The 20,297-nt window shown below is 52.3% G+C and carries 16 protein-coding genes and 7 tRNA genes; 2 read left to right on the forward strand and 21 right to left on the reverse strand.

Annotation, left to right across the window (positions count from 1 at the left end; genetic code table 11):
* Positions 1 to 114: 114 nt before the first annotated feature.
* From gltL to miaB, 9 genes are all read right to left on the reverse strand, one after another.
* Positions 115 to 840: a glutamate/aspartate ABC transporter ATP-binding protein GltL gene (gene gltL, locus N0B36_RS02155; protein ID WP_003022754.1), complete on the reverse strand. Its 726-nt coding sequence runs from the start codon at positions 838 to 840 to the stop codon at positions 115 to 117.
* Entirely contained in the window at positions 840 to 1,514 is a 675-nt protein-coding gene (gene gltK / locus N0B36_RS02160) for a glutamate/aspartate ABC transporter permease GltK (protein ID WP_003022757.1), read from the reverse strand. The genes gltL and gltK overlap by 1 nt, the downstream gene beginning before the upstream one ends.
* Positions 1,514 to 2,254 (reverse strand): glutamate/aspartate ABC transporter permease GltJ, encoded by a 741-nt coding sequence (gltJ, locus tag N0B36_RS02165; RefSeq protein WP_016152241.1) that lies wholly within the window; start codon positions 2,252 to 2,254, stop codon positions 1,514 to 1,516. The genes gltK and gltJ overlap by 1 nt, the downstream gene beginning before the upstream one ends.
* A gap of 288 nt (positions 2,255 to 2,542) precedes the next feature.
* Positions 2,543 to 3,451: a glutamate/aspartate ABC transporter substrate-binding protein GltI gene (gene gltI, locus N0B36_RS02170; protein ID WP_016152242.1), complete on the reverse strand. Its 909-nt coding sequence runs from the start codon at positions 3,449 to 3,451 to the stop codon at positions 2,543 to 2,545.
* Between the two features lie 357 nt (positions 3,452 to 3,808).
* Positions 3,809 to 5,347 (reverse strand): apolipoprotein N-acyltransferase, encoded by a 1,539-nt coding sequence (lnt, locus tag N0B36_RS02175; RefSeq protein ID WP_047501738.1) that lies wholly within the window; start codon positions 5,345 to 5,347, stop codon positions 3,809 to 3,811.
* Positions 5,348 to 5,371: 24 nt separating this feature from the next.
* Positions 5,372 to 6,250, reverse strand: a complete 879-nt coding sequence (corC, locus tag N0B36_RS02180; RefSeq protein WP_005121418.1) for a CNNM family magnesium/cobalt transport protein CorC — start codon at positions 6,248 to 6,250, stop codon at positions 5,372 to 5,374.
* A gap of 162 nt (positions 6,251 to 6,412) precedes the next feature.
* A complete protein-coding gene (gene ybeY / locus N0B36_RS02185) occupies positions 6,413 to 6,880 on the reverse strand; it encodes an rRNA maturation RNase YbeY (RefSeq protein WP_003835559.1) in 468 nt (155 codons plus the stop codon).
* Positions 6,877 to 7,923 (reverse strand): PhoH family protein, encoded by a 1,047-nt coding sequence (locus tag N0B36_RS02190; RefSeq protein WP_019076268.1) that lies wholly within the window; start codon positions 7,921 to 7,923, stop codon positions 6,877 to 6,879. Before N0B36_RS02190 ends, ybeY begins: the two co-directional genes overlap by 4 nt.
* 191 nt (positions 7,924 to 8,114) lie before the next feature.
* Complete coding sequence (miaB, locus tag N0B36_RS02195) at positions 8,115 to 9,545, reverse strand: tRNA (N6-isopentenyl adenosine(37)-C2)-methylthiotransferase MiaB (protein WP_103766019.1); 1,431 nt, start codon at positions 9,543 to 9,545, stop codon at positions 8,115 to 8,117.
* Between the two features lie 145 nt (positions 9,546 to 9,690).
* Between miaB and ubiF the strand changes: the two genes are divergently transcribed.
* Positions 9,691 to 10,866 (forward strand): 3-demethoxyubiquinol 3-hydroxylase, encoded by a 1,176-nt coding sequence (gene ubiF / locus N0B36_RS02200; protein ID WP_259686024.1) that lies wholly within the window; start codon positions 9,691 to 9,693, stop codon positions 10,864 to 10,866.
* 103 nt (positions 10,867 to 10,969) lie between these two features.
* Here the strand turns inward: ubiF and N0B36_RS02205 are convergent.
* The 12 genes from N0B36_RS02205 to nagB form a co-directional block, all read right to left on the reverse strand.
* Positions 10,970 to 11,044 (reverse strand) — tRNA-Gln (locus N0B36_RS02205).
* Between the two features lie 36 nt (positions 11,045 to 11,080).
* Positions 11,081 to 11,155: transfer RNA gene (locus N0B36_RS02210), tRNA-Gln, on the reverse strand.
* A 43-nt stretch (positions 11,156 to 11,198) separates the two neighbouring features.
* A tRNA-Met gene (locus tag N0B36_RS02215) sits at positions 11,199 to 11,275 on the reverse strand.
* Between the two features lie 21 nt (positions 11,276 to 11,296).
* Positions 11,297 to 11,371 (reverse strand) — tRNA-Gln (locus N0B36_RS02220).
* Between the two features lie 37 nt (positions 11,372 to 11,408).
* Positions 11,409 to 11,483, reverse strand: a tRNA-Gln gene (locus tag N0B36_RS02225).
* 23 nt (positions 11,484 to 11,506) lie between these two features.
* Positions 11,507 to 11,591, reverse strand: a tRNA-Leu gene (locus tag N0B36_RS02230).
* A gap of 8 nt (positions 11,592 to 11,599) precedes the next feature.
* Positions 11,600 to 11,676 (reverse strand) — tRNA-Met (locus N0B36_RS02235).
* Positions 11,677 to 11,898: 222 nt separating this feature from the next.
* Positions 11,899 to 13,563 carry an asparagine synthase B gene (gene asnB, locus N0B36_RS02240; protein ID WP_003835552.1) on the reverse strand — a complete coding sequence of 555 codons (1,665 nt, stop codon included), beginning with the start codon at positions 13,561 to 13,563 and terminating at the stop codon, positions 11,899 to 11,901.
* A 252-nt stretch (positions 13,564 to 13,815) separates the two neighbouring features.
* Positions 13,816 to 14,568 (reverse strand): ribonucleotide monophosphatase NagD, encoded by a 753-nt coding sequence (gene nagD, locus N0B36_RS02245; RefSeq protein WP_005121413.1) that lies wholly within the window; start codon positions 14,566 to 14,568, stop codon positions 13,816 to 13,818.
* A 155-nt stretch (positions 14,569 to 14,723) separates the two neighbouring features.
* Positions 14,724 to 15,944, reverse strand: coding sequence for an N-acetylglucosamine repressor (locus N0B36_RS02250; protein WP_016152247.1), 1,221 nt, complete (start codon positions 15,942 to 15,944; stop codon positions 14,724 to 14,726).
* 8 nt (positions 15,945 to 15,952) lie between these two features.
* Positions 15,953 to 17,101, reverse strand: a complete 1,149-nt coding sequence (gene nagA / locus N0B36_RS02255; RefSeq protein ID WP_032931096.1) for an N-acetylglucosamine-6-phosphate deacetylase — start codon at positions 17,099 to 17,101, stop codon at positions 15,953 to 15,955.
* Positions 17,102 to 17,161: 60 nt separating this feature from the next.
* On the reverse strand, positions 17,162 to 17,962 hold the full coding sequence (gene nagB, locus N0B36_RS02260; RefSeq protein WP_003022803.1) for a glucosamine-6-phosphate deaminase: 801 nt from the start codon (positions 17,960 to 17,962) through the stop codon (positions 17,162 to 17,164).
* A 342-nt stretch (positions 17,963 to 18,304) separates the two neighbouring features.
* On the opposite strand from nagB, the gene nagE reads away from it, so the two are divergent.
* The gene (gene nagE, locus N0B36_RS02265) at positions 18,305 to 20,254 is read left to right on the forward strand and encodes a PTS N-acetyl glucosamine transporter subunit IIABC (protein WP_016152249.1); all 1,950 of its coding nucleotides are present in this window, start codon (positions 18,305 to 18,307) and stop codon (positions 20,252 to 20,254) included.
* Positions 20,255 to 20,297 lie beyond the last annotated feature (43 nt).

A 20,297-nucleotide genomic window follows, 5' to 3' on the forward strand; every position in this document is an offset into this window, starting at 1 on the left:
TTGCTCCTTGTAAGTGGGACTTTGTGACAAGGTTAACGCTGGGCTGTGCCTGTTTCGAGAAGTGAAGAGATAAATCGTGAGGTGGCGCGCACATGGAGGTGCGCGCCAGCAAGATTAGTGCAGGATTTTCGCGAGGAAGTCTTTGGCACGGTCTGATTTTGGATTAGCGAAGAACTCTTCTTTCGGTGAGTCTTCAACAATCTTCCCTTCATCCATGAAGATCACCCGGTTAGCCACTTTACGCGCAAAGCCCATTTCGTGGGTAACCACCATCATGGTCATCCCTTCATTGGCCAGTTCAACCATGACGTCCAGTACTTCGTTGATCATTTCTGGGTCGAGCGCTGACGTCGGTTCGTCAAACAGCATGGCGATAGGATCCATGCACAGCGCCCGGGCGATGGCGACACGCTGTTGCTGGCCCCCGGAGAGCTGAGCTGGAAACTTTTCGGCATGCGCTGACAGACCAACGCGTTCCAGTAACTTTTGCGCTTTGTCGCGGGCCGGCTTTTTATCGCGTTTAAGCACTTTTACCTGCGCCAGAGTCAGGTTCTCAATAATCGACAGATGCGGGAACAGTTCAAAGTGCTGGAACACCATGCCAACGCGGGAGCGCAGTTTGGCCAAATCGGTCTTTTTATCATTCACCACGGTACCATCAACGGTGATGACGCCCTGTTGTACCGGCTCCAGCCCGTTCACCGTTTTGATAAGCGTTGATTTACCTGAACCTGACGGGCCGCAGACCACCACCACTTCACCTTTTTTCACTTCCGTGGAGCAGTCGGTCAGCACCTGAAAGTGACCATACCATTTAGAAACATTTTTCAGGGTAATCATTAAACTGTCCTTTTCTTCAAATAGCTGACCAACAACGATGCGCTCAGACTGAATACAAAATAAACGGCGCCAGCGAACAGGATCATTTCAACCTGCGTGCCGTCACGCTCGCCAATGGTGGAGGCGGTACGGAAGAAGTCTGCCAGACTCAATACATAGACCAGCGAGGTATCCTGGAAGAGTACGATGCCCTGGGTAAGCAGCAGCGGCACCATCGCGCGAAATGCCTGCGGCAGAATGATGAGCTTCATTGACTGCCAATGGGTCATCCCCAGCGCCAGTGCGGCACTGGACTGCCCTCGAGAAATACTCTGGATACCGGCGCGGATAATCTCGGAATAGTACGCGGCTTCAAACATCGAAAATGCGACCATCGCTGAGATCAGGCGAATATCGGTTTTTGGCGACAGACCCAGCACGTTTTGCAGGAAGCCGGGCACAATCAGGTAGAACCACAGCAGCACCATCACCAGCGGAATGGAGCGGAATACGTTGACGTAGCCCTTCGCAAACCAGGCAATCGGCGCGAAGCTGGACAGACGCATTACCGCAAGGATGGTCCCCCAGACGATACCAATGACGACTGCCGTGACGGTGATTTTCAGCGTGATGATCAGCCCATCCAGCAGATACGGCAGGGAAGGGACGATAGAACTCCAGTCAAATTCGTACATTATTTGCCTCCCAAATTGCCAGGCAGGCGGATTTTGCGTTCGACGAGATTCATCACCAGCATGATGACGGCGTTAATCAGTACGTAGGCCAGAGTGATGGCCGTAAACGATTCCCATGCGTGGGCGGAGTAATCCAGTAGTTTTCCCGCTTGCGCAGCCATATCGACCAGGCCGATAGTGGAGGCGATCGCGGAGTTCTTTACCAGGTTCATCATCTCTGAGGTCATTGGCGGAACAATCACGCGGTAAGCGTTTGGCAGCAGAACATAGCGGTAGGCCTGCGGCAACGTCAGCCCCATCGCCAGCGCGGCATTTTTCTGCCCGCGAGGCAGAGACTGAATAGCGGCACGAACCTGTTCGCAGACGCGCGCAGCGGTAAACAGCCCCAGACAAAGCATGGATGAGAGGAAGAACTGAATGTTGGGATCCAGTTCTGACTTAAACCACATCCCGATGTTTTCCGGCAGCAGTTCAGGAATGACCAGATACCAGGTAAAAAACTGGACGATGAGCGGAACGTTACGAAACAGCTCGACGTACAGCGTGCCGATCCCGGAAAGGAAACGATTTGGTACGGTACGTAAGATGCCGAATAAAGAGCCGATGAGGAAAGCGATAACCCAGGCGGTGATAGATAACGCGACAGTGACCTGGAAACCACTCCAGAGCCAGCCGAGATAGGTGGTGTTGCCGAACGGGGCTTGTTGTAAAAAAATACCCCAGTTCCAGTCTATAGACATAAATCTACTCCAGAAAAAAAAGGGTAGCAGCGCTACCCCCGAAGATTGTTATTCAGCGTTTTGCGGTTTTCAGGCCTGATGGGGAACGACCATCAGGCTTATAGTCTGTCCGTGCTGAGTAGCAATCGAGAGGGAGGGGAAGCCTCCCTGATTACACTTCATCCTTCAAGATGTCTCGTTGTTGGCTGCCTTTATTCATCCCGGTTACTTACTCATGTAAGCGCCCGGGAATTCGCTCAGTTGCCGCCTCGATATAACTTGAAAGGTTTTGTGTACTCTTCTAATTAATTAGTTAAGCGCTTTATCATTCGGTTCTTTGAACAGGGCTTTCATCTCGTCTGACAGTTCGAAATTCATGTTCAGGTTCTTCGGTGGAATTGGATTTTTAAACCACTTATCAAACCATTTCTCAGCTTCGCCTGAGGTCTGCGCCTTGGCGATAGTGTCATCCATCAGCTTTTTGAACTGAGGGTCATCTTTACGCAGCATGCAGCCGTAAGCTTCCTGAGACTGCGGCTTGCCGACGATCTCCCAGTTGTCTGGTTTCTTCGCCTTCGCGCGCTCGCCAGCCAGCAGGGCGTCATCCATCATAAAGGCAACGGCGCGGCCGCTTTCCAGAGTACGGAAAGAGTCACCGTGGTCTTTCGCGCTGATGATGCGCATATCCATTTTTTGCTCTTCATTCAGCTTGTGCAGCAGCACCTCTGAGGTGGTACCCGAAGTCACGACTACGGCTTTACCTTTCAGATCGGCGAAATCTTTGACGTCGCCGCCTTTTTTCGCCAGCAGACGAGTACCAACAACGAAAATGGTGTCAGAGAAAGCCGCTTGTTTTTGGCGCTCGACGTTGTTGGTTGTGGAGCCACATTCAAAGTCGAAGGTGCCGTTTTGCAGCAGCGGGATACGGTTTTGTGAAGTAATCGGGATCAGTTTCACCTGCAGGTCAGGCTTGTTCAGCTTTTTCTTCACGGCTTCAACGATCGCGTTGGAGTAATCCTGTGAATAACCGACCACTTTTTGTTGATTATCGTAGTAAGAAAACGGTACCGATGATTCACGGTGGCCGACCACAATCACGCCGTTTTTGGCGATCTTGTCCAGCGTACTGCCTGCCGCTGGTGCTGCGTCTTCTGCGTGCGCCAGACCGGCGGACATTCCCATGACCAGCATGGCTGTGGCGAGCTTACGTAATTGCATATCCAACTCCTTTATCGTCTGCGCCAGGGACGCATTGATACCCATTGTGATGTTGTTATTGTTTGCTACTAAAACGTGCAGTCTTGTATATGTTTGTTAACATTTAGTTTGGATGAATGTAAAGAATTTGCTGTTTTATTGTTTATTTTTGCGAGGTGCGCCGCACCATTTGGGGGCAAAAATATCTTGTTGCACTTTTCAGGTGCTACCGGCGCTCAACGTTGGTGCGACCAGGTTGCACATTCAGCCAAAACTGCATTTGTCTTGTAGAACAAAGCAATAGACATGCCAGAATGGGGAGCGGGAAATGTTTTATGGGCCGGATAAGCGAAACGTTATCCGGCCGGGAAAGGAAGGTTACTTACGACGCTGGCGCAGGCTCATTACCACCGCACCAAAGCCAAACAGCGCGGTCAGCAGCCAGAGCGGCCAGTTACCGGTACGGGCATAAGGGGTTAAGCCCGTCGTTGGCGTCACACTGGTGGTCAGGACCTGGCGGGTAAACTGCGGGATCATCGCCTGAATCTCACCCTGTGGACCAATCACCGCCGTAATACCGTTGTTGGTGCTACGCAGCAGGGGGCGCGCCAGCTCGAGGGAACGCATACGCGCCATCTGGAAGTGCTGCCACGGGCCGATGGATTTACCAAACCAGGCATCGTTGGAAATCGTCAGCAGGTAGTCCGTATCCGGGCGGAAATTATCCCGTACCTGTTCGCCAAGAATGATTTCATAGCAGATGGCAGCCGTCAGCTTAAAGCCGTGCGCATGCAGCTGTGGCTGCACATAAGGCCCACGGCTGAAAGATGACATTGGCAGGTCAAAGAACGGCGCTAACGGGCGCAGGATCGATTCCAGCGGGACGAACTCGCCAAACGGTACCAGATGGTTTTTGTTGTAGCGGTTGCTGGAGTCGTAACTGTACGGGCTGTCTTTACCCAGCGTGATGATGGTGTTGTAGGTGTCGTAACGATTCTGCTTGTTCAGACGCGCGTCAACGATACCGGTAATCAGCGTGCTGTTTTTCGATCTCAGCAGGTCATCCATCATGCCCAGAAAACGCTGCTGATTAATTTCCAGGTCCGGAATAGCGGATTCTGGCCAGATGATTAGCTGTGATTTGCCCATCTCAGGCTGGGTGGCGTCGAGATAAATCTTCAGGGTGTTGAGTAACTGACCTTCATCCCATTTGAGCGACTGCGCAATGTCACCCTGCACCATCGAGACCTGAGTGGTTTTTTCCGGCTCAAGCGTGTACCACTGGATATAGCGCAGCGGAAAGGGCAGAGCAAAGAGCACTAGCGCGGCAATCAGCGGCTTCCAGTTACGCGTCACCAGCGCCAGCGCCAGCAGGCCGCTAACCACCATCAGCAGGAAGTTAATCGCCTCAACGCCCATTACCGGAGCCAGCCCTTTTAACGGACCGTCGATCTGACTGTAGCCGAACTGTAGCCACGGAAAGCCGGTCAGTACCCAGCCGCGCAGGAATTCGGTTATTTGCCAGACGACCGGCGCGGCAATCGCCACGCGTATCCAGGTGGTTTTCGGCCACAGACGCGCCAACACGCCGGCAAACAGGCCGGTGTAGAGGGAAAGGTATGCGGCAAGCAGAACCACGAGGAACACATTAATGGGACCCGGCATACCGCCAAACTGCGCGATGCTGACGTAAACCCAGTTGATGCCGGAGCCAAACAGCCCCAATCCCCAGAAGTAGCCGATTGCGGCAGACTGGAGCGGGCGGCGATTGAAGGTAAGAGCCTGCAGGCCCATCAGCGAAACGATCGCAGCGGGCCAGATGTCATACGGAGAGAAAGCCAGCGTCCCGCAGGCACCGAATAATAACGCCAGCAGCAGGCGAATGCGCTGGCGTTCAATTAATGGGGCAAATGCCATGTAGTCTTAGATCCAGTTTCGGGTTTATTCGTCCAGTTTGGGCTGGGGTGAGTCGTCCGGAATTCTGACATGAACCTGAATAATACGACGGCTGTCGGCCATTGCCACTTTGAACTGGTAACCATCAATGTCGATAGTCTCCCCGCGCGCGGGCAGATGACCAAAGGCCTGCATGACCAGCCCGCCGATGGTATCTACTTCTTCGTCGCTAAAATGGGTACCGAAAGCGTCGTTGAAGTCTTCGATCGGCGCCAGAGCGCGAATGGTCCAGGTGTGGCGACTGAGCTGACGGAAATCGATATCGTCTTCTTCGTCGTACTCATCTTCAATTTCACCCACGATCAGTTCAAGGATGTCCTCAATGGTCACCAGACCTGAGACACCGCCGAATTCGTCGATGACGATAGCCATATGATAACGCTGGGAGCGGAACTCTTTCAGCATGCGGTCAACTCGCTTGCTTTCAGGTACGACAACCGCCTGGCGTAACACTTTCTCCATGCTGAAGGCTTCGGCATCGCTGCGCATAAACGGCAGCAGATCCTTGGCCATCAGAATCCCTTCAATGTGATCTTTGTCTTCGCTGATCACCGGGAAACGCGAGTGGGCAGACTCGATAATGACATCGAGACATTCGTCCAGGGTCTGGTTGCGTTTCAGGGTAATCATCTGAGAGCGAGGGATCATGATGTCGCGCACGCGTTGGTCCGCAATATCCATCACCCCTTCGAGCATATCGCGCGTATCTTCATCGATAAGGTCGTTTTGCCCGGAATCACGGATCAGCTCCAACAGTTCGTCGCGGTTTTTTGGTTCACCGTGGAAAAGTTGGCTCAGTAACAGGGAGAAAAATCCCTTTTTGCTGTTTAAGGTGTCACTACTGTGTGAATTGTCGTCGCTCATGGCGTCGTATGGGTTCTCATGTTAGTTAATACAAAGCTCGTCATGCGTATATTCAGCTGTTGACGGCATGTCTCTTCATCGTACTTCAAACCAGGTAAGCCAGATAAGGCGCAATACCTGATGGCGGCTGCGCCTTATCAGGCTTACAAGATTTCGAAATGCTTATTCTTTCTCGGCAATGTACGGATCCTCATAGCCCAGAGCAAGCATAATCTCTGTTTCTAGGGATTCCATCTCTTCCGCTTCATCGTCTTCGATATGGTCGTAACCGAGTAAATGCAGGCTACCGTGCACCACCATGTGCGCCCAGTGGGCCTCAAGCGGTTTGCCTTGTTCCTGCGCTTCTTTCTCGACTACCTGACGGCAGATGATCAAATCGCCCAGCAGCGGCATTTCAATGCCCGGCGGGGCTTCAAACGGGAAAGAGAGTACGTTGGTTGACTTATCTTTCCCGCGATAGGTCAGGTTCAGCTCGTGGCTTTCCGCGTCATCGACCAGACGAATGGTAACTTCAGACTCTTCCTGAAACTGCGGGATCACCGCATCCAGCCAACCCTGAAACTGACTTTCTGTTGGTAAACCGGATTCGTCTTCACATGCCAGCTGTAAATCGAGAATAACCTGACTCATTTTTGTTCCTGCTCCTGAGCTTCGCGCTTGCGTTCTGCAGCCAGCTCGGCTTTGCGTTTCTGTTCTGCTTCTTCCCAGGCTTCATACGCCGTGACGATACGGGCGACCACCGGGTGGCGAACCACGTCTTCGCTATGGAAGAAATTAAAACTAATTTCGTCGACTTCAGCCAGTACTTCAATGGCATGACGCAGACCGGATTTGGTGCTTCGCGGCAGGTCAATCTGGGTGATATCGCCGGTGATAACCGCTTTGGAGTTAAAGCCGATACGGGTCAGGAACATTTTCATCTGTTCGATGGTGGTGTTCTGGCTCTCATCAAGAATGATGAACGCATCGTTTAACGTACGACCACGCATGTAGGCCAGCGGCGCAACTTCAATGACGTTACGCTCAATCAGCTTTTCGACCTTCTCAAACCCGAGCATTTCGAACAGTGCGTCATACAGCGGTCGTAAGTAGGGATCGACTTTCTGGCTGAGGTCACCCGGCAGGAAGCCGAGTTTTTCGCCCGCTTCCACTGCCGGACGGGTCAGCAGAATTCGACGGATCTCCTGACGCTCAAGCGCATCGACCGCAGCGGCAACCGCAAGATACGTTTTACCCGTACCCGCAGGGCCAACGCCAAAGGTGATGTCGTGGTCGAGGATATTCGCAATGTATTGTGCCTGGTTCGGGGTACGCGGCTTAATTACCCCGCGCTTGGTTTTGATGTTCACCGCTTTGCCAAATTCCGGCACGCTGTCTGCGCTTTGCTCAAGCACTCGCGCTTCTTTAATTGCCAGATGAATTTGTTCAGGCTCAATGTCCTGCGTCTGACCACGCATTGGGGCAGTATCGACGTACAGGCTACGTAAAATATCTGCCGCCGCGGTGACGCAAATTGGGCGACCGGTCAGCTTAAAGTGGTTATCACGGCGGTTAATTTCGATGCCGAGGCGACGTTCCAGCTGCTTGATGTTGTCATCAAATGGGCCGCAAAGGCTCAACAGGCGGGCATTGTCTGCGGGTTCAAGGGTGATTTCACGAGTGTCTATGTTCAAACTGTTCCTCTTTTGCATGTCTTGCCGGACGCTGAACATTTACCGGCATCTAAGGAAATTATTCACGCCATGGGGGAAAGGCGCAAGCATTGCGATAAATATGGGGATGATGAGGTAGATTACAAGGCCCGCCGGGGCAGCGAGCCCAGAAGAGTAAGCCCGATAAGCGTAGCGCCATCGGGCATTGAAGATTAAGGCTGATAAATACCGACGCCCAGATCGTTTTCTTTGCGGGTACGCGCAATAACCGACTCAGGGGATTCAGCGATGCGCAGACCCATTTCGTCTTCGGTGCGCACCACTTTACCGCGCAGGGAGTTCGTCCAGACATCGGTAATTTCTACATCCACGAACTTACCGACCATCTCCGGGTTGCCTTCAAAGTTCACCACTCGGTTATTTTCGGTACGGCCAGACAGTTCCATGATGCTTTTACGCGATGTGCCTTCAACCAGAATGCGCTGGGTCGTGCCGACCATGCGACGGCTCCAGGCCATGGCTTGCTGGTTAATACGCTCCTGCAGAATATACAGGCGCTGTTTTTTCTCTTCCTCCGGCACGTCGTCAACCATATCGGCGGCAGGGGTGCCTGGACGCGCAGAGAAGATAAAGCTGTAGCTCATGTCAAAATTGACGTCTGCAATCAACTTCATGGTCTGCTCGAAATCCTGCGTGGTTTCGCCTGGGAAGCCAACGATGAAGTCGGAGCTAATCTGGATATCCGGACGCGCTGCGCGCAGTTTGCGGATGATCGCTTTATATTCCAGCGCGGTATGGGTGCGTCCCATCAGGTTCAGTACGCGATCTGAACCGCTCTGAACCGGCAGGTGCAGGAAACTCACCAGTTCTGGCGTGTCACGATACACTTCAATGATATCATCGGTGAATTCGATCGGATGGCTGGTGGTGAAGCGGATACGGTCAATGCCATCGATCGCCGCGACCAGACGCAGCAGATCGGCAAAAGATCCGGTCGTGCCGTCGTAGTTTTCACCGCGCCAGGCGTTCACGTTTTGTCCCAGCAGGTTCACTTCACGCACGCCTTGCGCCGCAAGCTGGGCGATTTCAAACAGAATATCGTCCGCCGGACGGCTCACTTCTTCACCGCGGGTGTATGGCACCACGCAGTAAGTACAATATTTATTACAACCTTCCATGATTGACACGAAAGCGCTTGGACCTTCAGCACGCGGTTCCGGTAGGCGGTCGAATTTTTCGATCTCCGGGAAACTGATATCAACCACCGGGCTACGGGTGGTACTTCCACGCACTTTGTTAATCATTTCCGGCAGACGATGCAGGGTTTGCGGCCCAAAAATAATATCGACATAGTGCGCGCGTTGGCGAATATGGTCGCCTTCCTGAGACGCAACACAGCCACCGACACCGATGATCAGCTTGGGGTTTTTCTCTTTTAACAGCTTCCAGCGGCCCAACTGATGGAAGACTTTTTCCTGAGCCTTCTCACGGATAGAGCAGGTATTCAGCAGCAGCACATCCGCTTCTTCGGCCACGTCGGTCAGTTGATACCCATGGGTGGCATCCAGCAGATCGGCCATCTTCGATGAATCGTATTCGTTCATCTGACAGCCCCAGGTTTTAATATGGAGTTTTTTGGTCATCGACTTGCTCTTGCGAAATTGTGGCTGAAATGCAGGGCGCATAGTGTACTGCTTTGGCGCGGTTGTGACCAGTATGACGGATGTCAGCCTCAAGGGGTAAAAAATCCTGTAAACTTACACAATACATGTAACAGGATAATTGACCATGACAAATCAACCAACGGAAATTGCCATTGTCGGCGGGGGGATGGTCGGCGGCGCGCTGGCGCTAGGACTGGCGCAGCATGGATTTACGGTAACGGTCATTGAGCATGCCGTTCCCGCGCCGTTTGTGGCTGACGGACAGCCTGATGTCAGAATTTCGGCCATCAGCTCCGCCTCCGTGTCGTTACTGAAAGGGCTGGGCGTCTGGGATACGGTTCAGGGGATGCGCAGCCATCCTTACCGTCGTCTGGAAACGTGGGAATGGGAAAATGCCCATGTGATGTTTGATGCCGCCGAGCTTAAGCTGCCCTTACTGGGCTATATGGTGGAAAACACGGTCCTGCAACAGGCGCTCTGGCAGGCTCTGGACGTTCACCCCAAAGTCACGCTGCGGGTGCCTGCGTCGCTGATCTCTCTGCATCAACATAACTATCGGCATGAGCTTGAGCTGGCTGGTGGCGAAAAAATCAGCGCGAAGCTGGTCATCGGCGCCGATGGCGCAAATTCTCAGGTGCGGAAAATGGCCGGGATTGGTATCCATGCCTGGCAGTATGCGCAGTCCTGTATGTTGATAACCGTGCAGTGCGAGAATTCGCCGGGAGACAGCACCTGGCAGCAATTCACCCCTGACGGTCCGCGCGCATTTTTACCGCTGTTTGATAACTGGGCCTCGCTGGTGTGGTACGACTCACCGGCGCGTATCCGCCAGTTGCAAGGTTTGAATATGTCGCAACTGCAGGCGGAGATCGCCAAACATTTCCCATCGCGACTCGGTAACGTTACGCCTGTGGCAGCGGGGGCATTCCCGCTAACGCGCCGTCACGCGCTGCAATATGTGCAGCCAGGACTGGCGCTGGTGGGGGACGCCGCGCATACCATTCATCCGCTGGCGGGGCAGGGCGTTAATTTGGGGTTCCGTGATGTGGATGCGCTGATTGACGTGCTGGTGAATGCGCGCAGCTACGGTGAGTCCTGGGCAAGTCAGCCGGTGCTGAAGCGCTATCAGAACCGTCGCATGACTGACAATTTCATCATGCAAAGCGGCATGGATCTGTTCTACGCAGGATTTAGCAACAACCTGCAGCCGCTGCGCATCATGCGTAATCTTGGGCTAATGGCCGCAGAGCGCGCCGGCGTGCTGAAACGCCAGGCACTCAAGTACGCGTTAGGATTGTAATTCAGACAGGCCTACAGAGAACGTTGTAGGCCTGGTAAGCATAACGCCATCAGGTAATAAATGCAGGAAAGCAAAAAGCTCGCCGAAGCGAGCTTTTTTAATATGGCTGGGGTACGAGGATTCGAACCTCGGAATGCTGGTATCAGAAACCAGAGCCTTACCGCTTGGCGATACCCCAACGGGTGCATCCACAGAATGGACGGCTTTTTGAAATTGGCTGGGGTACGAGGATTCGAACCTCGGAATGCTGGTATCAGAAACCAGAGCCTTACCGCTTGGCGATACCCCAACAATTTTTTGGATTTACCGAACGAGTCGATACGTCCTTAATATGGTGGCTACGACGGGATTCGAACCTGTGACCCCATCATTATGAGTGATGTGCTCTAACCAGCTGAGCTACGTAGCCAGATATTATCATATTCTTCGATGGCTGGGGTACCTGGATTCGAACCAGGGAATGCCGGTATCAAAAACCGGTGCCTTACCGCTTGGCGATACCCCAATGACCGTTGCGGTGAACCGCTACATCGAAGAAAAAATGGCTGGGGTACCTGGATTCGAACCAGGGAATGCCGGTATCAAAAACCGGTGCCTTACCGCTTGGCGATACCCCATCCGTGCAACGCTTACGGGTGAATGGTGCGGGAGGCGAGACTTGAACTCGCACACCTTGCGGCGCCAGAACCTAAATCTGGTGCGTCTACCAATTTCGCCACTCCCGCAAAAAAGATGGTGGCTACGACGGGATTCGAACCTGTGACCCCATCATTATGAGTGATGTGCTCTAACCAGCTGAGCTACGTAGCCATCTTTTTTTCGCGTAACCTTATCGGCGTTGCGGGGCGCATTATGCGTATTGAGCCTTGAAGCGTCAACCCCTTTTTCATTGAAAATAGCTGGAATGTGACTGTTTGGTTAGGTTGCGAACAGCATGACGCAATATTCGGCAATTATTAGTTATTAATTGTTTTTTTGCACAGAAAATAGACATAAAAAAGAGCCCCGCAGGGCCCTTTTCTAAGGATTAACTTATTTATAAGCGGACTGATGTACGCCAACCGCACGACCAGAAGGATCGTTCATGGTTTTAAACGCCTCATCCCATTCGATTGCTTTGGCAGAAGAACAGGCAACAGACGGCCCGCCAGGCACACATTCCGCAGCGCTCGCAACCGGGAACAGCTCTTCGAAAATCTCACGGTACAAATACGCTTCTTTAGATGATGGCGTGTTGTAAGGGAAACGGAAGCTGGCGGTTTCCAGTTGTTGGTCAGAAACTTGCTCAGCGGCCACCTCTTTCAGGGTATCAATCCAGCTGTAACCGACACCATCGGAGAACTGCTCTTTCTGGCGCCACGCAACGCTTGCTGGCAGGTAGGATTCAAAACATTCACGCAGAACATGTTTTTCCATTTTGCCGTTGCCGCACATTTTGTCCTGCGGGTTGATGCGCATCGCCACATCAAGGAATTTCTTATCCAGGAAGGGCACGCGAGCTTCCACTCCCCAGGCCGACATAGCTTTGTTGGCACGGGCACAGTCGAACATATGCAGCGCCTGCAGCTTACGCACGGTCTCTTCGTGCAGCTCTTTTGCATCTGGTGCTTTGTGGAAATAGAGATAGCCGCCAAATACTTCGTCAGAACCTTCGCCCGACAGCACCATTTTAATGCCCATCGCTTTAATTTTACGCGACATTAAGTACATCGGGGTCGAGGCGCGAATCGTCGTAACATCGTAAGTCTCGATGTGATAAATCACGTCGCGGATAGCATCCAAACCTTCCTGCACGGTGAAGTGGATCTCATGGTGTACAGTACCCAGATGGTTCGCCACCTCTTGTGCGGCTTTCAGGTCCGGAGCGCCTTCCAGGCCTACGGCGAAGGAGTGCAACTGCGGCCACCAGGCTTCGCTACGCTCCTGATCTTCAACACGACGCGCGGCGTATTTTTTGGTGATTGCGGAAATGACGGATGAATCCAGACCGCCGGACAGCAATACACCATAAGGAACATCTGACATCAGGTGGCTTTTCACTGCATCTTCCAGTGCCTGACGCAACTCGTTTTTATCGGTAACGTTGTCTTTTACCGCATCGTATTCAAACCAGTCGCGCTGGTAGTACTGACGAATTTCGCCGTCTTTACTCCATAAATAGCTACCGGCCGGGAATTCTTTGATCGTGCGACACACGGGAACCAGGGCTTTCATTTCAGACGCAACGTAGAAGTTACCGTGCTCGTCGTAACCCATATACAGCGGGATGATCCCGATATGATCGCGACCGATCAGATAAGCGTCCTGCTCGCTGTCGTACAGAGCAAAAGCAAACATGCCTTGCAGGTCATCCAGAAACTCTGGGCCTTTTTCCTGATACAGCGCAAGGATAACTTCGCAGTCGGAACCGGTCTGGAACTGATAACGATCGCCGTATTCAGCGCGCAGCGCCTGATGGTTATAAATTTCACCGTTAACCGCCAGGATATGCGTTTTCTTCACGTTGTACAGCGGCTGAGCACCGGCGTTGACGTCGACGATGGACAGACGTTCGTGCGCCAGAATGGCGTTATCACTGGCGTAAATACCCGACCAGTCCGGGCCGCGATGGCGCATCAGACGAGACAATTCCAGGGCTTTTTTACGCAGTTCAACTGCGTCAGTTTTAATATCGAATACGCCAAAAATAGAACACATAACCTTCTCCGTTAACCTGTTGCGTGATGCTTTTTATGTTTGCTTGATAAAGAAAATGCCGCAAAGCTGGAGAGGGCGCAAGTGAATTACGGGTCAGAAAATAAAAAACGCAATGGTCATTGTGGATTGGTGAAAAAAGATTACGGAATAGACGGGTTTATTAATGAATCGATAATTTTATGGCGGTTTTATTAAATGGAAAGATTTCTTCTGGCCGGATATGACGCGGGGGCGTCTTATCCGGCTTACGCATCAAATCACATCAATTTCCGCAACGGACGGGTAAATCCAGCTTGGTCTGAACGGCATGCTGTCAATGTCGTCGAGCGTCGAAACGCCAGACAATACCAGGATGGTTTCGAGACCCGCCTGGAAGCCCGCCAGAATATCGGTACGCAGGTTGTCGCCGACGATAACGGTCTCTTCCGAATGCGCCTGCATTTTGTTGAGCGCCGCGCGAATAATCCACGGGCTGGGTTTGCCCACATAAAACGGCTTGCGGCCAGAGATTTTTTCGATACCGGCGCACAGCGCACCACAGGCGGGATAAAAGCCGCGTCCGTGAGTATCCGGGTTTGTGGCGATGAAACGCGCGCCGTTGGCCACAAAATATGCCGCTTTATGCATCATGTCCCAGTTATAGGATCGCGTCTCGCCAACAATCACAAAATCGGGGTTCACGTCAGTAATAGTAAACCCGGCTTTATACAGCTCGTGAATTAACGCACCTTCACCTACCACGTAAGCCTTTTTCCCTTCCTGGCGGCGAAGAAAATCAGCGGTAGCCATGGCGGAAGTATAAAAGACGCTATCAGGGACATTCACACCCGCGGTGGCGAAGCGGTTTGCCAAATCCTGCCCGGTCTGTGAAGGATAGTTAGTCAGCAAAACTAACGGCAGGCCTTTTTCCAGGATCCCAGTCAGAAATTCTGCCGCACCTGGTACAGCAACATTGTCGTGCATCAGCACGCCGTCGATATCACAAATTACATTCTTAATGGCCATGGACAATCCGACATCAAAAAAAGAAGGCATTACTATACACAAAATACACTAAATCATTCGAGTTGCATCAAGGCGGCAAGTCTGAGAACCCCGGAAGCTTACTGAAGTAAGTGACTGGGGTGAGCAGGTGCAGCTAACGCAGAGGCAGCTTGGTATTAGCTTTCCAGCAAACGTTGCAGCAATGTACCGTTGAGCATCGCACGCTTCACCAGCGCAAAGGCGCCAATGGCTGAACGGTGATCCAGCGTGGAACGAACCACCGGTAAATTGTGGCGAAACGCTTTCAACGCCTGCGTGTTGATACAGCTTTCTATAGCAGGCAGCAGCACTTTATCAGCCTCGGTAATCTCGCCCGCAATGACGATTTTTTGTGGGTTAAACAGGTTGATGGCAATGGCGATGGTTTTACCCAGGTGACGACCAACGTGCTCAATGACTTCTGATGCCAGGTTATCGCCTTTATTAGCCGCCTTACAGATGGCTTTAATGCCGCAATCATCCAGCGTGAGTCGGCTTGGATAACCCTGTTTCAATAAGTTCTGCACGCGGTGTTCAATAGAGGCATTGGCGGCAATTGTTTCCAGACAGCCGAAATTACCGCAGTGACAGCGTTCACCCAGCGGCTCTACCTGAATATGGCCAATCTCACCCACGTTGCCATTGCGACCAATAAAAATTCGGCCATTGGAGATGATTCCCGCCCCGGTTCCGCGGTGAACACGCACCAAAATAGAGTCTTCGCAATCCTGGCTTGCCCCGAAATAGTGCTCGGCCAGCGCCAGACTGCGAATATCGTGACCGACAAAGCAGGTGACCTTAAAGCGTTTTTCGAGTGCTTCGACCAGCCCCCAGTTTTCGACCTGAATGTGCGGCATATAGCGGATGACGCCGCTTTCAGGATCAACCAGGCCTGGCAGAATGACGGAAATCGCAACCAGCTCGCGGATTTTCCGCTGGCAGTTCTCAATAAAGGTGGCAATGGTGTTGAGCAGCGCATACTCGAGCGTTTCCTGGGTGCGCTCCGGGAGGGGATAATGCTCTTCAGCGACCACTTTACTGCTCATATCATAGAGCGTGAGCGTAGTATCGTGGCGGCCCAGGCGTACGCCAATCGCGTGGAAATTGCGGGTTTCGGTGACGATAGAGATAGCGCGGCGGCCCCCGGTGGAGGCCTGCTGATCGACTTCTTTGATTAGCCCGCGTTCAATCAATTGACGCGTAATTTTCGTTACGCTGGCGGGGGCAAGCTGGCTTTGCTCGGCAATTTGAATTCGCGAGATTGGCCCATGCTGGTCAATCAGGCGATAAACCGCCGCGCTGTTAAGCTGTTTTACGAGATCAACATTACCTATTTGAGCTTGTCCGCCTGGTGTCATTCTTTCTCTTACTCAGTAACGACCTCGTTGCCATTAACGATGGTCTTGATAATTTTAAAGTCGTGCGTGAACGCAGTCAGGTTGGCTACTTTGCCTGGCGCGATGCTGCCGAGTTGTTTGTCGACGCCAATGGCGCGAGCAGGGTAGAGCGTTGCCATACGTAAGACTTCGTCGAGAGCGATATTCGCATGTTCGACCAGATTGCGTACGCCTTCAATCATGGTTAATGATGAGCCGCTCAGTGTACCGTTCTCATCAACGCACAATCCATTACGGTAGTATATTGTTTTACCAGCGAAAATGAACTGTTCAATGTTTGCACCTGCTGGTGCGGTTGCGTCGGTGACCAGGCACAGCTTGTCGCCTTTCAGGCGTTTGGCATTACGAATGTTAACGTAATCAACGTGGAGGCCATCAGCGATGATACCGCAGTAGATATCGGCTTCATCAAGAATAGCGCCCGCCAGACCAGGTTCGCGACCGGTAATGTAAGGCATCGCGTTGAACAGATGCGTCGCAAAGGTGATGCCTGCGCGGAACCCGATTTTTGCTTCTTTTACCGTTGCATTTGAGTGACCCGCAGAAACCACAATACCCGCATTCACCAGTTTGGTAATGACCTCTACCGGGACCATTTCTGGCGCCAGCGTTACTTTGGTGATCACATCGGCATTATTGCACAGGAAATCAACCAGCGCAGCGTCCGGTTGACGGACAAATCCCGGATTATGGGTGCCTTTTTTCACCAGATTCAGCCACGGACCTTCCAGATGAAGCCCTAGTGCCTGATTCGGGTGTTTCGCCAGGTATTCACGCATGACGCGAACGCCTTGTTTCATCAGGTCATCGCTGGTGGTGATAAGCGTTGGCAGGTAGCTGGTGCAGCCAGATTTTTCATTGGCTTTCTGCATGATTTCCAGCGTTTCAACGGTCACGGCTTCTGCCGTATCGTTAAACTGTACGCCGCCGCAGCCGTTTAGCTGTACATCGATAAAACCGGGGGAAACAATGGCCCCATTCAGTGAGCGCTGTTCAATTCCTGACGGTAACTCAGCCAGTGGGCAAACGCTGTCAATCAGGCCATTGGCGACAACAATCGCATGGTCATCAAGAATTTCGTGACCGGTAAAAATCCGGCCCTGGGTTAAAGCATACATTCCGACCCCCGATTTCAAAAAATGCCGCCCTGCAACTTATCGACAGGGCGGAGACATCAATTACAGACCTTTAATATTTTCCGCTTCTAACTCGTTAAAGTATTTCAGCGTCTTCACTTTCAGTTCCATGGTGGAAGGCTCATCGCAGACCACAACGGCTTTCGGATGCAGCTGCAGACAGCTGATGGTCCACATATGGTTAACGTTGCCTTCAACGGCAGCTTGCAGCGCCTGTGCTTTCTGGTGGCCCAGTACCAGGATCATCACTTCTTCGGCATCCAGCAGGGTGCCCACGCCAACGGTCAGCGCATATTTAGGCACCTGGCTTACGTCGCCGTCAAAGAAGCGTGAGTTCGCAACACGCGTGTCGTGAGTCAGCGTTTTGATGCGGGTACGGGAAGCCAAAGAAGAGGCTGGTTCGTTGAACGCGATGTGACCATCGTTGCCTACGCCGCCCATAAACAGGTGGATTTTACCGTAAGAACGGATTTTCTCTTCATACTGACGGCATTCTGCATCAATATCCGGTGCGTTACCATTGAGGAGGTTGATGTTTTCTGCTGGAATATCAACGTGATCAAAGAAGTTGCGATGCATGAAGCTATGGTAGCTTTCCGGATGCTCTTTCGGCAGGCCAACATATTCGTCCATATTGAACGTTACAACATGCTTGAAGCTTACCTGGCCCGCTTTGTGCATTTCAACCAATGCTTTGTAGGCTGTCAGCGGAGTACCGCCAGTCGGCAGGCCCAAAACGAACGGACGATCAGCCGTTGGTTTGAACGCGTTAATACGGTTAACGATATGGCGAGCAGCCCATTTGCCGACTTGTTCAGCGGTATTCAGGGGGATCAGTCTCATTCTTCACCTCAAAAGTAAATGTAAGCAATTGGCGGATTGAGTCTCTGTGCAGTATTAAGCGTAACCTGGTTTTGCATCGGTAAGGATCAATCCGTTTCGATTTTTTGAATGATAAAATAAGTTTTCGTAGTTAGCCAGTGGAAGGGAGGGTTAATAACGATATTTGGTGACTGGAATCACAAAAAACACGCATTTAATTTGCGATACGAATTAAATTTTCACACACTCTGAATGTAGATGAATGGTTAATATTGTTGTTCCAGAATCTTGCTGTCAGGAATGGTCGCACAATAAAAATATGGCTTCAAAGAAGCCTAATCGGGGTCTCGTAGGGGGAATAAAATGAATATTTTAGGTTTTTTCCAGCGGCTGGGTAGGGCGTTACAGCTCCCCATCGCTGTGCTGCCAGTCGCGGCACTGCTGCTGCGATTCGGCCAACCAGATTTACTTAACGTACCCTTCATCGCGCAAGCGGGTGGGGCCATCTTTGATAACCTGGCGTTAATTTTCGCTATCGGTGTGGCTTCCAGCTGGTCAAAAGACAGCGCGGGTGCTGCAGCGCTGGCGGGTGCGGTTGGTTATTTCATATTGACCAAAGCAATGGTTACCATTAACCCGGCCATCAACATGGGCGTGCTGGCAGGTATCATCACTGGTCTGGTCGGCGGTGCGGTATATAACCGTTGGTCTGGTATCAAACTACCTGACTTCCTGAGCTTCTTTGGCGGCAAACGCTTCGTGCCGATCGCCACTGGCTTCTTCTGTCTGGTGCTGGCTGCTATCTTCGGCTACGTGTGGCCGCCGGTGCAGAACGCCATCCATGCGGGAGGTGAGTGGATCGTAGGCGCTGGCGCGCTGGGTTCCGGTATCTTTGGTTTCATCAACCGTCTGCTGATCCCAACCGGTCTGCATCAGGTGCTGAACACCATCGCCTGGTTCCAGATTGGTGAATTCACTAACGCTGCAGGTACCGTATTCCACGGTGACATCAACCGCTTCTACGCGGGTGACGGCACTGCGGGTATGTTCATGTCTGGCTTCTTCCCGATCATGATGTTTGGTCTGCCGGGTGCGGCGCTGGCAATGTACTTCGCCGCTCCGAAAGCACGTCGTCCGATGGTTGGCGGTATGCTGCTGTCCGTTGCGATCACCGCGTTCCTGACCGGTGTTACCGAGCCGCTGGAATTCCTGTTCATGTTCCTGGCGCCATTGCTGTACCTCCTGCACGCACTGTTAACGGGTATCAGCCTGTTCGTTGCAACACTGCTGGGGATCCACGCGGGCTTCTCCTTCTCCGCAGGTGCTATCGACTACGTGTTGATGTACAACCTGCCGGCGGCGAGTCAGAACGTCTGGATGCTGGTCGTGATGGGCCTGGTGTTCTTCGTCATTTACTTTGTGTTGTTCAGCGCGGTTATTCGTATGTTTAACCTGAAAACGCCGGGCCGTGAAGATAAAGAAGACGATATCGTTACTGAAGAAGCGAACAGCAACACTGAAGAAGGTCTGGCTCAACTGGCAACCAACTACATTGCAGCAGTTGGCGGTACCGATAACCTGAAAGCGATTGATGCCTGTATCACTCGTCTGCGTCTGACCGTTGCCGACTCCGGTCGCGTAAATGATGCGATGTGTAAACGTTTAGGCGCATCTGGAGTGGTTAAGCTGAACAAGCAAACTATCCAGGTCATCGTGGGTGCGAAGGCCGAATCTATCGGCGACGAAATGAAGAAAGTAGTTGCGCGTGGCCCGGTGGCTGCAGCGTCTGGTGAAAGTGCGCCAGCAGCAGCGGCTCCGGTTGCTAAACCGCAAGCTGTAGCGAACGCTGTAACCGTTGAAACTTTAGTTTCTCCGATTACCGGTGACGTGGTTGCGCTGGAGCAGGTACCTGATGAAGCCTTCGCCAGCAAAGCTGTAGGCGACGGTGTGGCGGTGAAGCCAACGGATAAAATCGTGGTTGCTCCGGCTGCCGGTACCATCGTGAAAATCTTCAACACTAACCATGCGTTCTGTCTGGAAACCGTTAAAGGCGCGGAAATCGTGGTCCACATGGGTATCGATACAGTAGCGCTGGAAGGTAAAGGCTTTAAGCGTCTGGTTGAAGAAGGTGCGGAAGTGACTGCAGGTCAACCGATTCTGGAAATGGATCTGGAGTTCCTGAACGCCAACGCACGTTCCATGATTAGCCCGGTTGTGTGCAGCAACAGCGATGATTTCGGTGCTCTGGTCATTAAAGCCGAAGGTCATGTGGTTGCTGGTCAAACACCACTGTATGAGATTAAAGGTAAATAACTGCTCCTGAGTAAAGTGAGTTAAGTGCCTTAAGCGGCGGGGG

The organism is Citrobacter sp. XY323, from assembly GCF_025106035.1.
GTDB lineage: Bacteria > Pseudomonadota > Gammaproteobacteria > Enterobacterales > Enterobacteriaceae > Citrobacter > Citrobacter braakii.

Excerpts from the sequence above, each read along its gene's own strand:
- corC (WP_005121418.1), bottom strand. The coding sequence starts at position 6,250 with ATGAGCGACGACAATTCACACAGTAGTGACACCTTAAACAGCAAAAAG.
- miaB (WP_103766019.1), bottom strand. The coding sequence starts at position 9,545 with ATGACCAAAAAACTCCATATTAAAACCTGGGGCTGTCAGATGAACGAA.
- gltI (WP_016152242.1), bottom strand. The coding sequence starts at position 3,451 with ATGCAATTACGTAAGCTCGCCACAGCCATGCTGGTCATGGGAATGTCC.
- nagA (WP_032931096.1), bottom strand. The coding sequence starts at position 17,101 with ATGTATGCTTTAACCCAGGGCCGGATTTTTACCGGTCACGAAATTCTT.
- nagD (WP_005121413.1), bottom strand. The coding sequence starts at position 14,568 with ATGGCCATTAAGAATGTAATTTGTGATATCGACGGCGTGCTGATGCAC.
- nagB (WP_003022803.1), bottom strand. The coding sequence starts at position 17,962 with ATGAGACTGATCCCCCTGAATACCGCTGAACAAGTCGGCAAATGGGCT.
- gltL (WP_003022754.1), bottom strand. The coding sequence starts at position 840 with ATGATTACCCTGAAAAATGTTTCTAAATGGTATGGTCACTTTCAGGTG.
- gltJ (WP_016152241.1), bottom strand. The coding sequence starts at position 2,254 with ATGTCTATAGACTGGAACTGGGGTATTTTTTTACAACAAGCCCCGTTC.
- asnB (WP_003835552.1), bottom strand. The coding sequence starts at position 13,563 with ATGTGTTCTATTTTTGGCGTATTCGATATTAAAACTGACGCAGTTGAA.
- ybeY (WP_003835559.1), bottom strand. The coding sequence starts at position 6,880 with ATGAGTCAGGTTATTCTCGATTTACAGCTGGCATGTGAAGACGAATCC.
- lnt (WP_047501738.1), bottom strand. The coding sequence starts at position 5,347 with ATGGCATTTGCCCCATTAATTGAACGCCAGCGCATTCGCCTGCTGCTG.
- nagE (WP_016152249.1), top strand. The coding sequence starts at position 18,305 with ATGAATATTTTAGGTTTTTTCCAGCGGCTGGGTAGGGCGTTACAGCTC.
- N0B36_RS02250 (WP_016152247.1), bottom strand. The coding sequence starts at position 15,944 with ATGACACCAGGCGGACAAGCTCAAATAGGTAATGTTGATCTCGTAAAA.
- gltK (WP_003022757.1), bottom strand. The coding sequence starts at position 1,514 with ATGTACGAATTTGACTGGAGTTCTATCGTCCCTTCCCTGCCGTATCTG.
- ubiF (WP_259686024.1), top strand. The coding sequence starts at position 9,691 with ATGACAAATCAACCAACGGAAATTGCCATTGTCGGCGGGGGGATGGTC.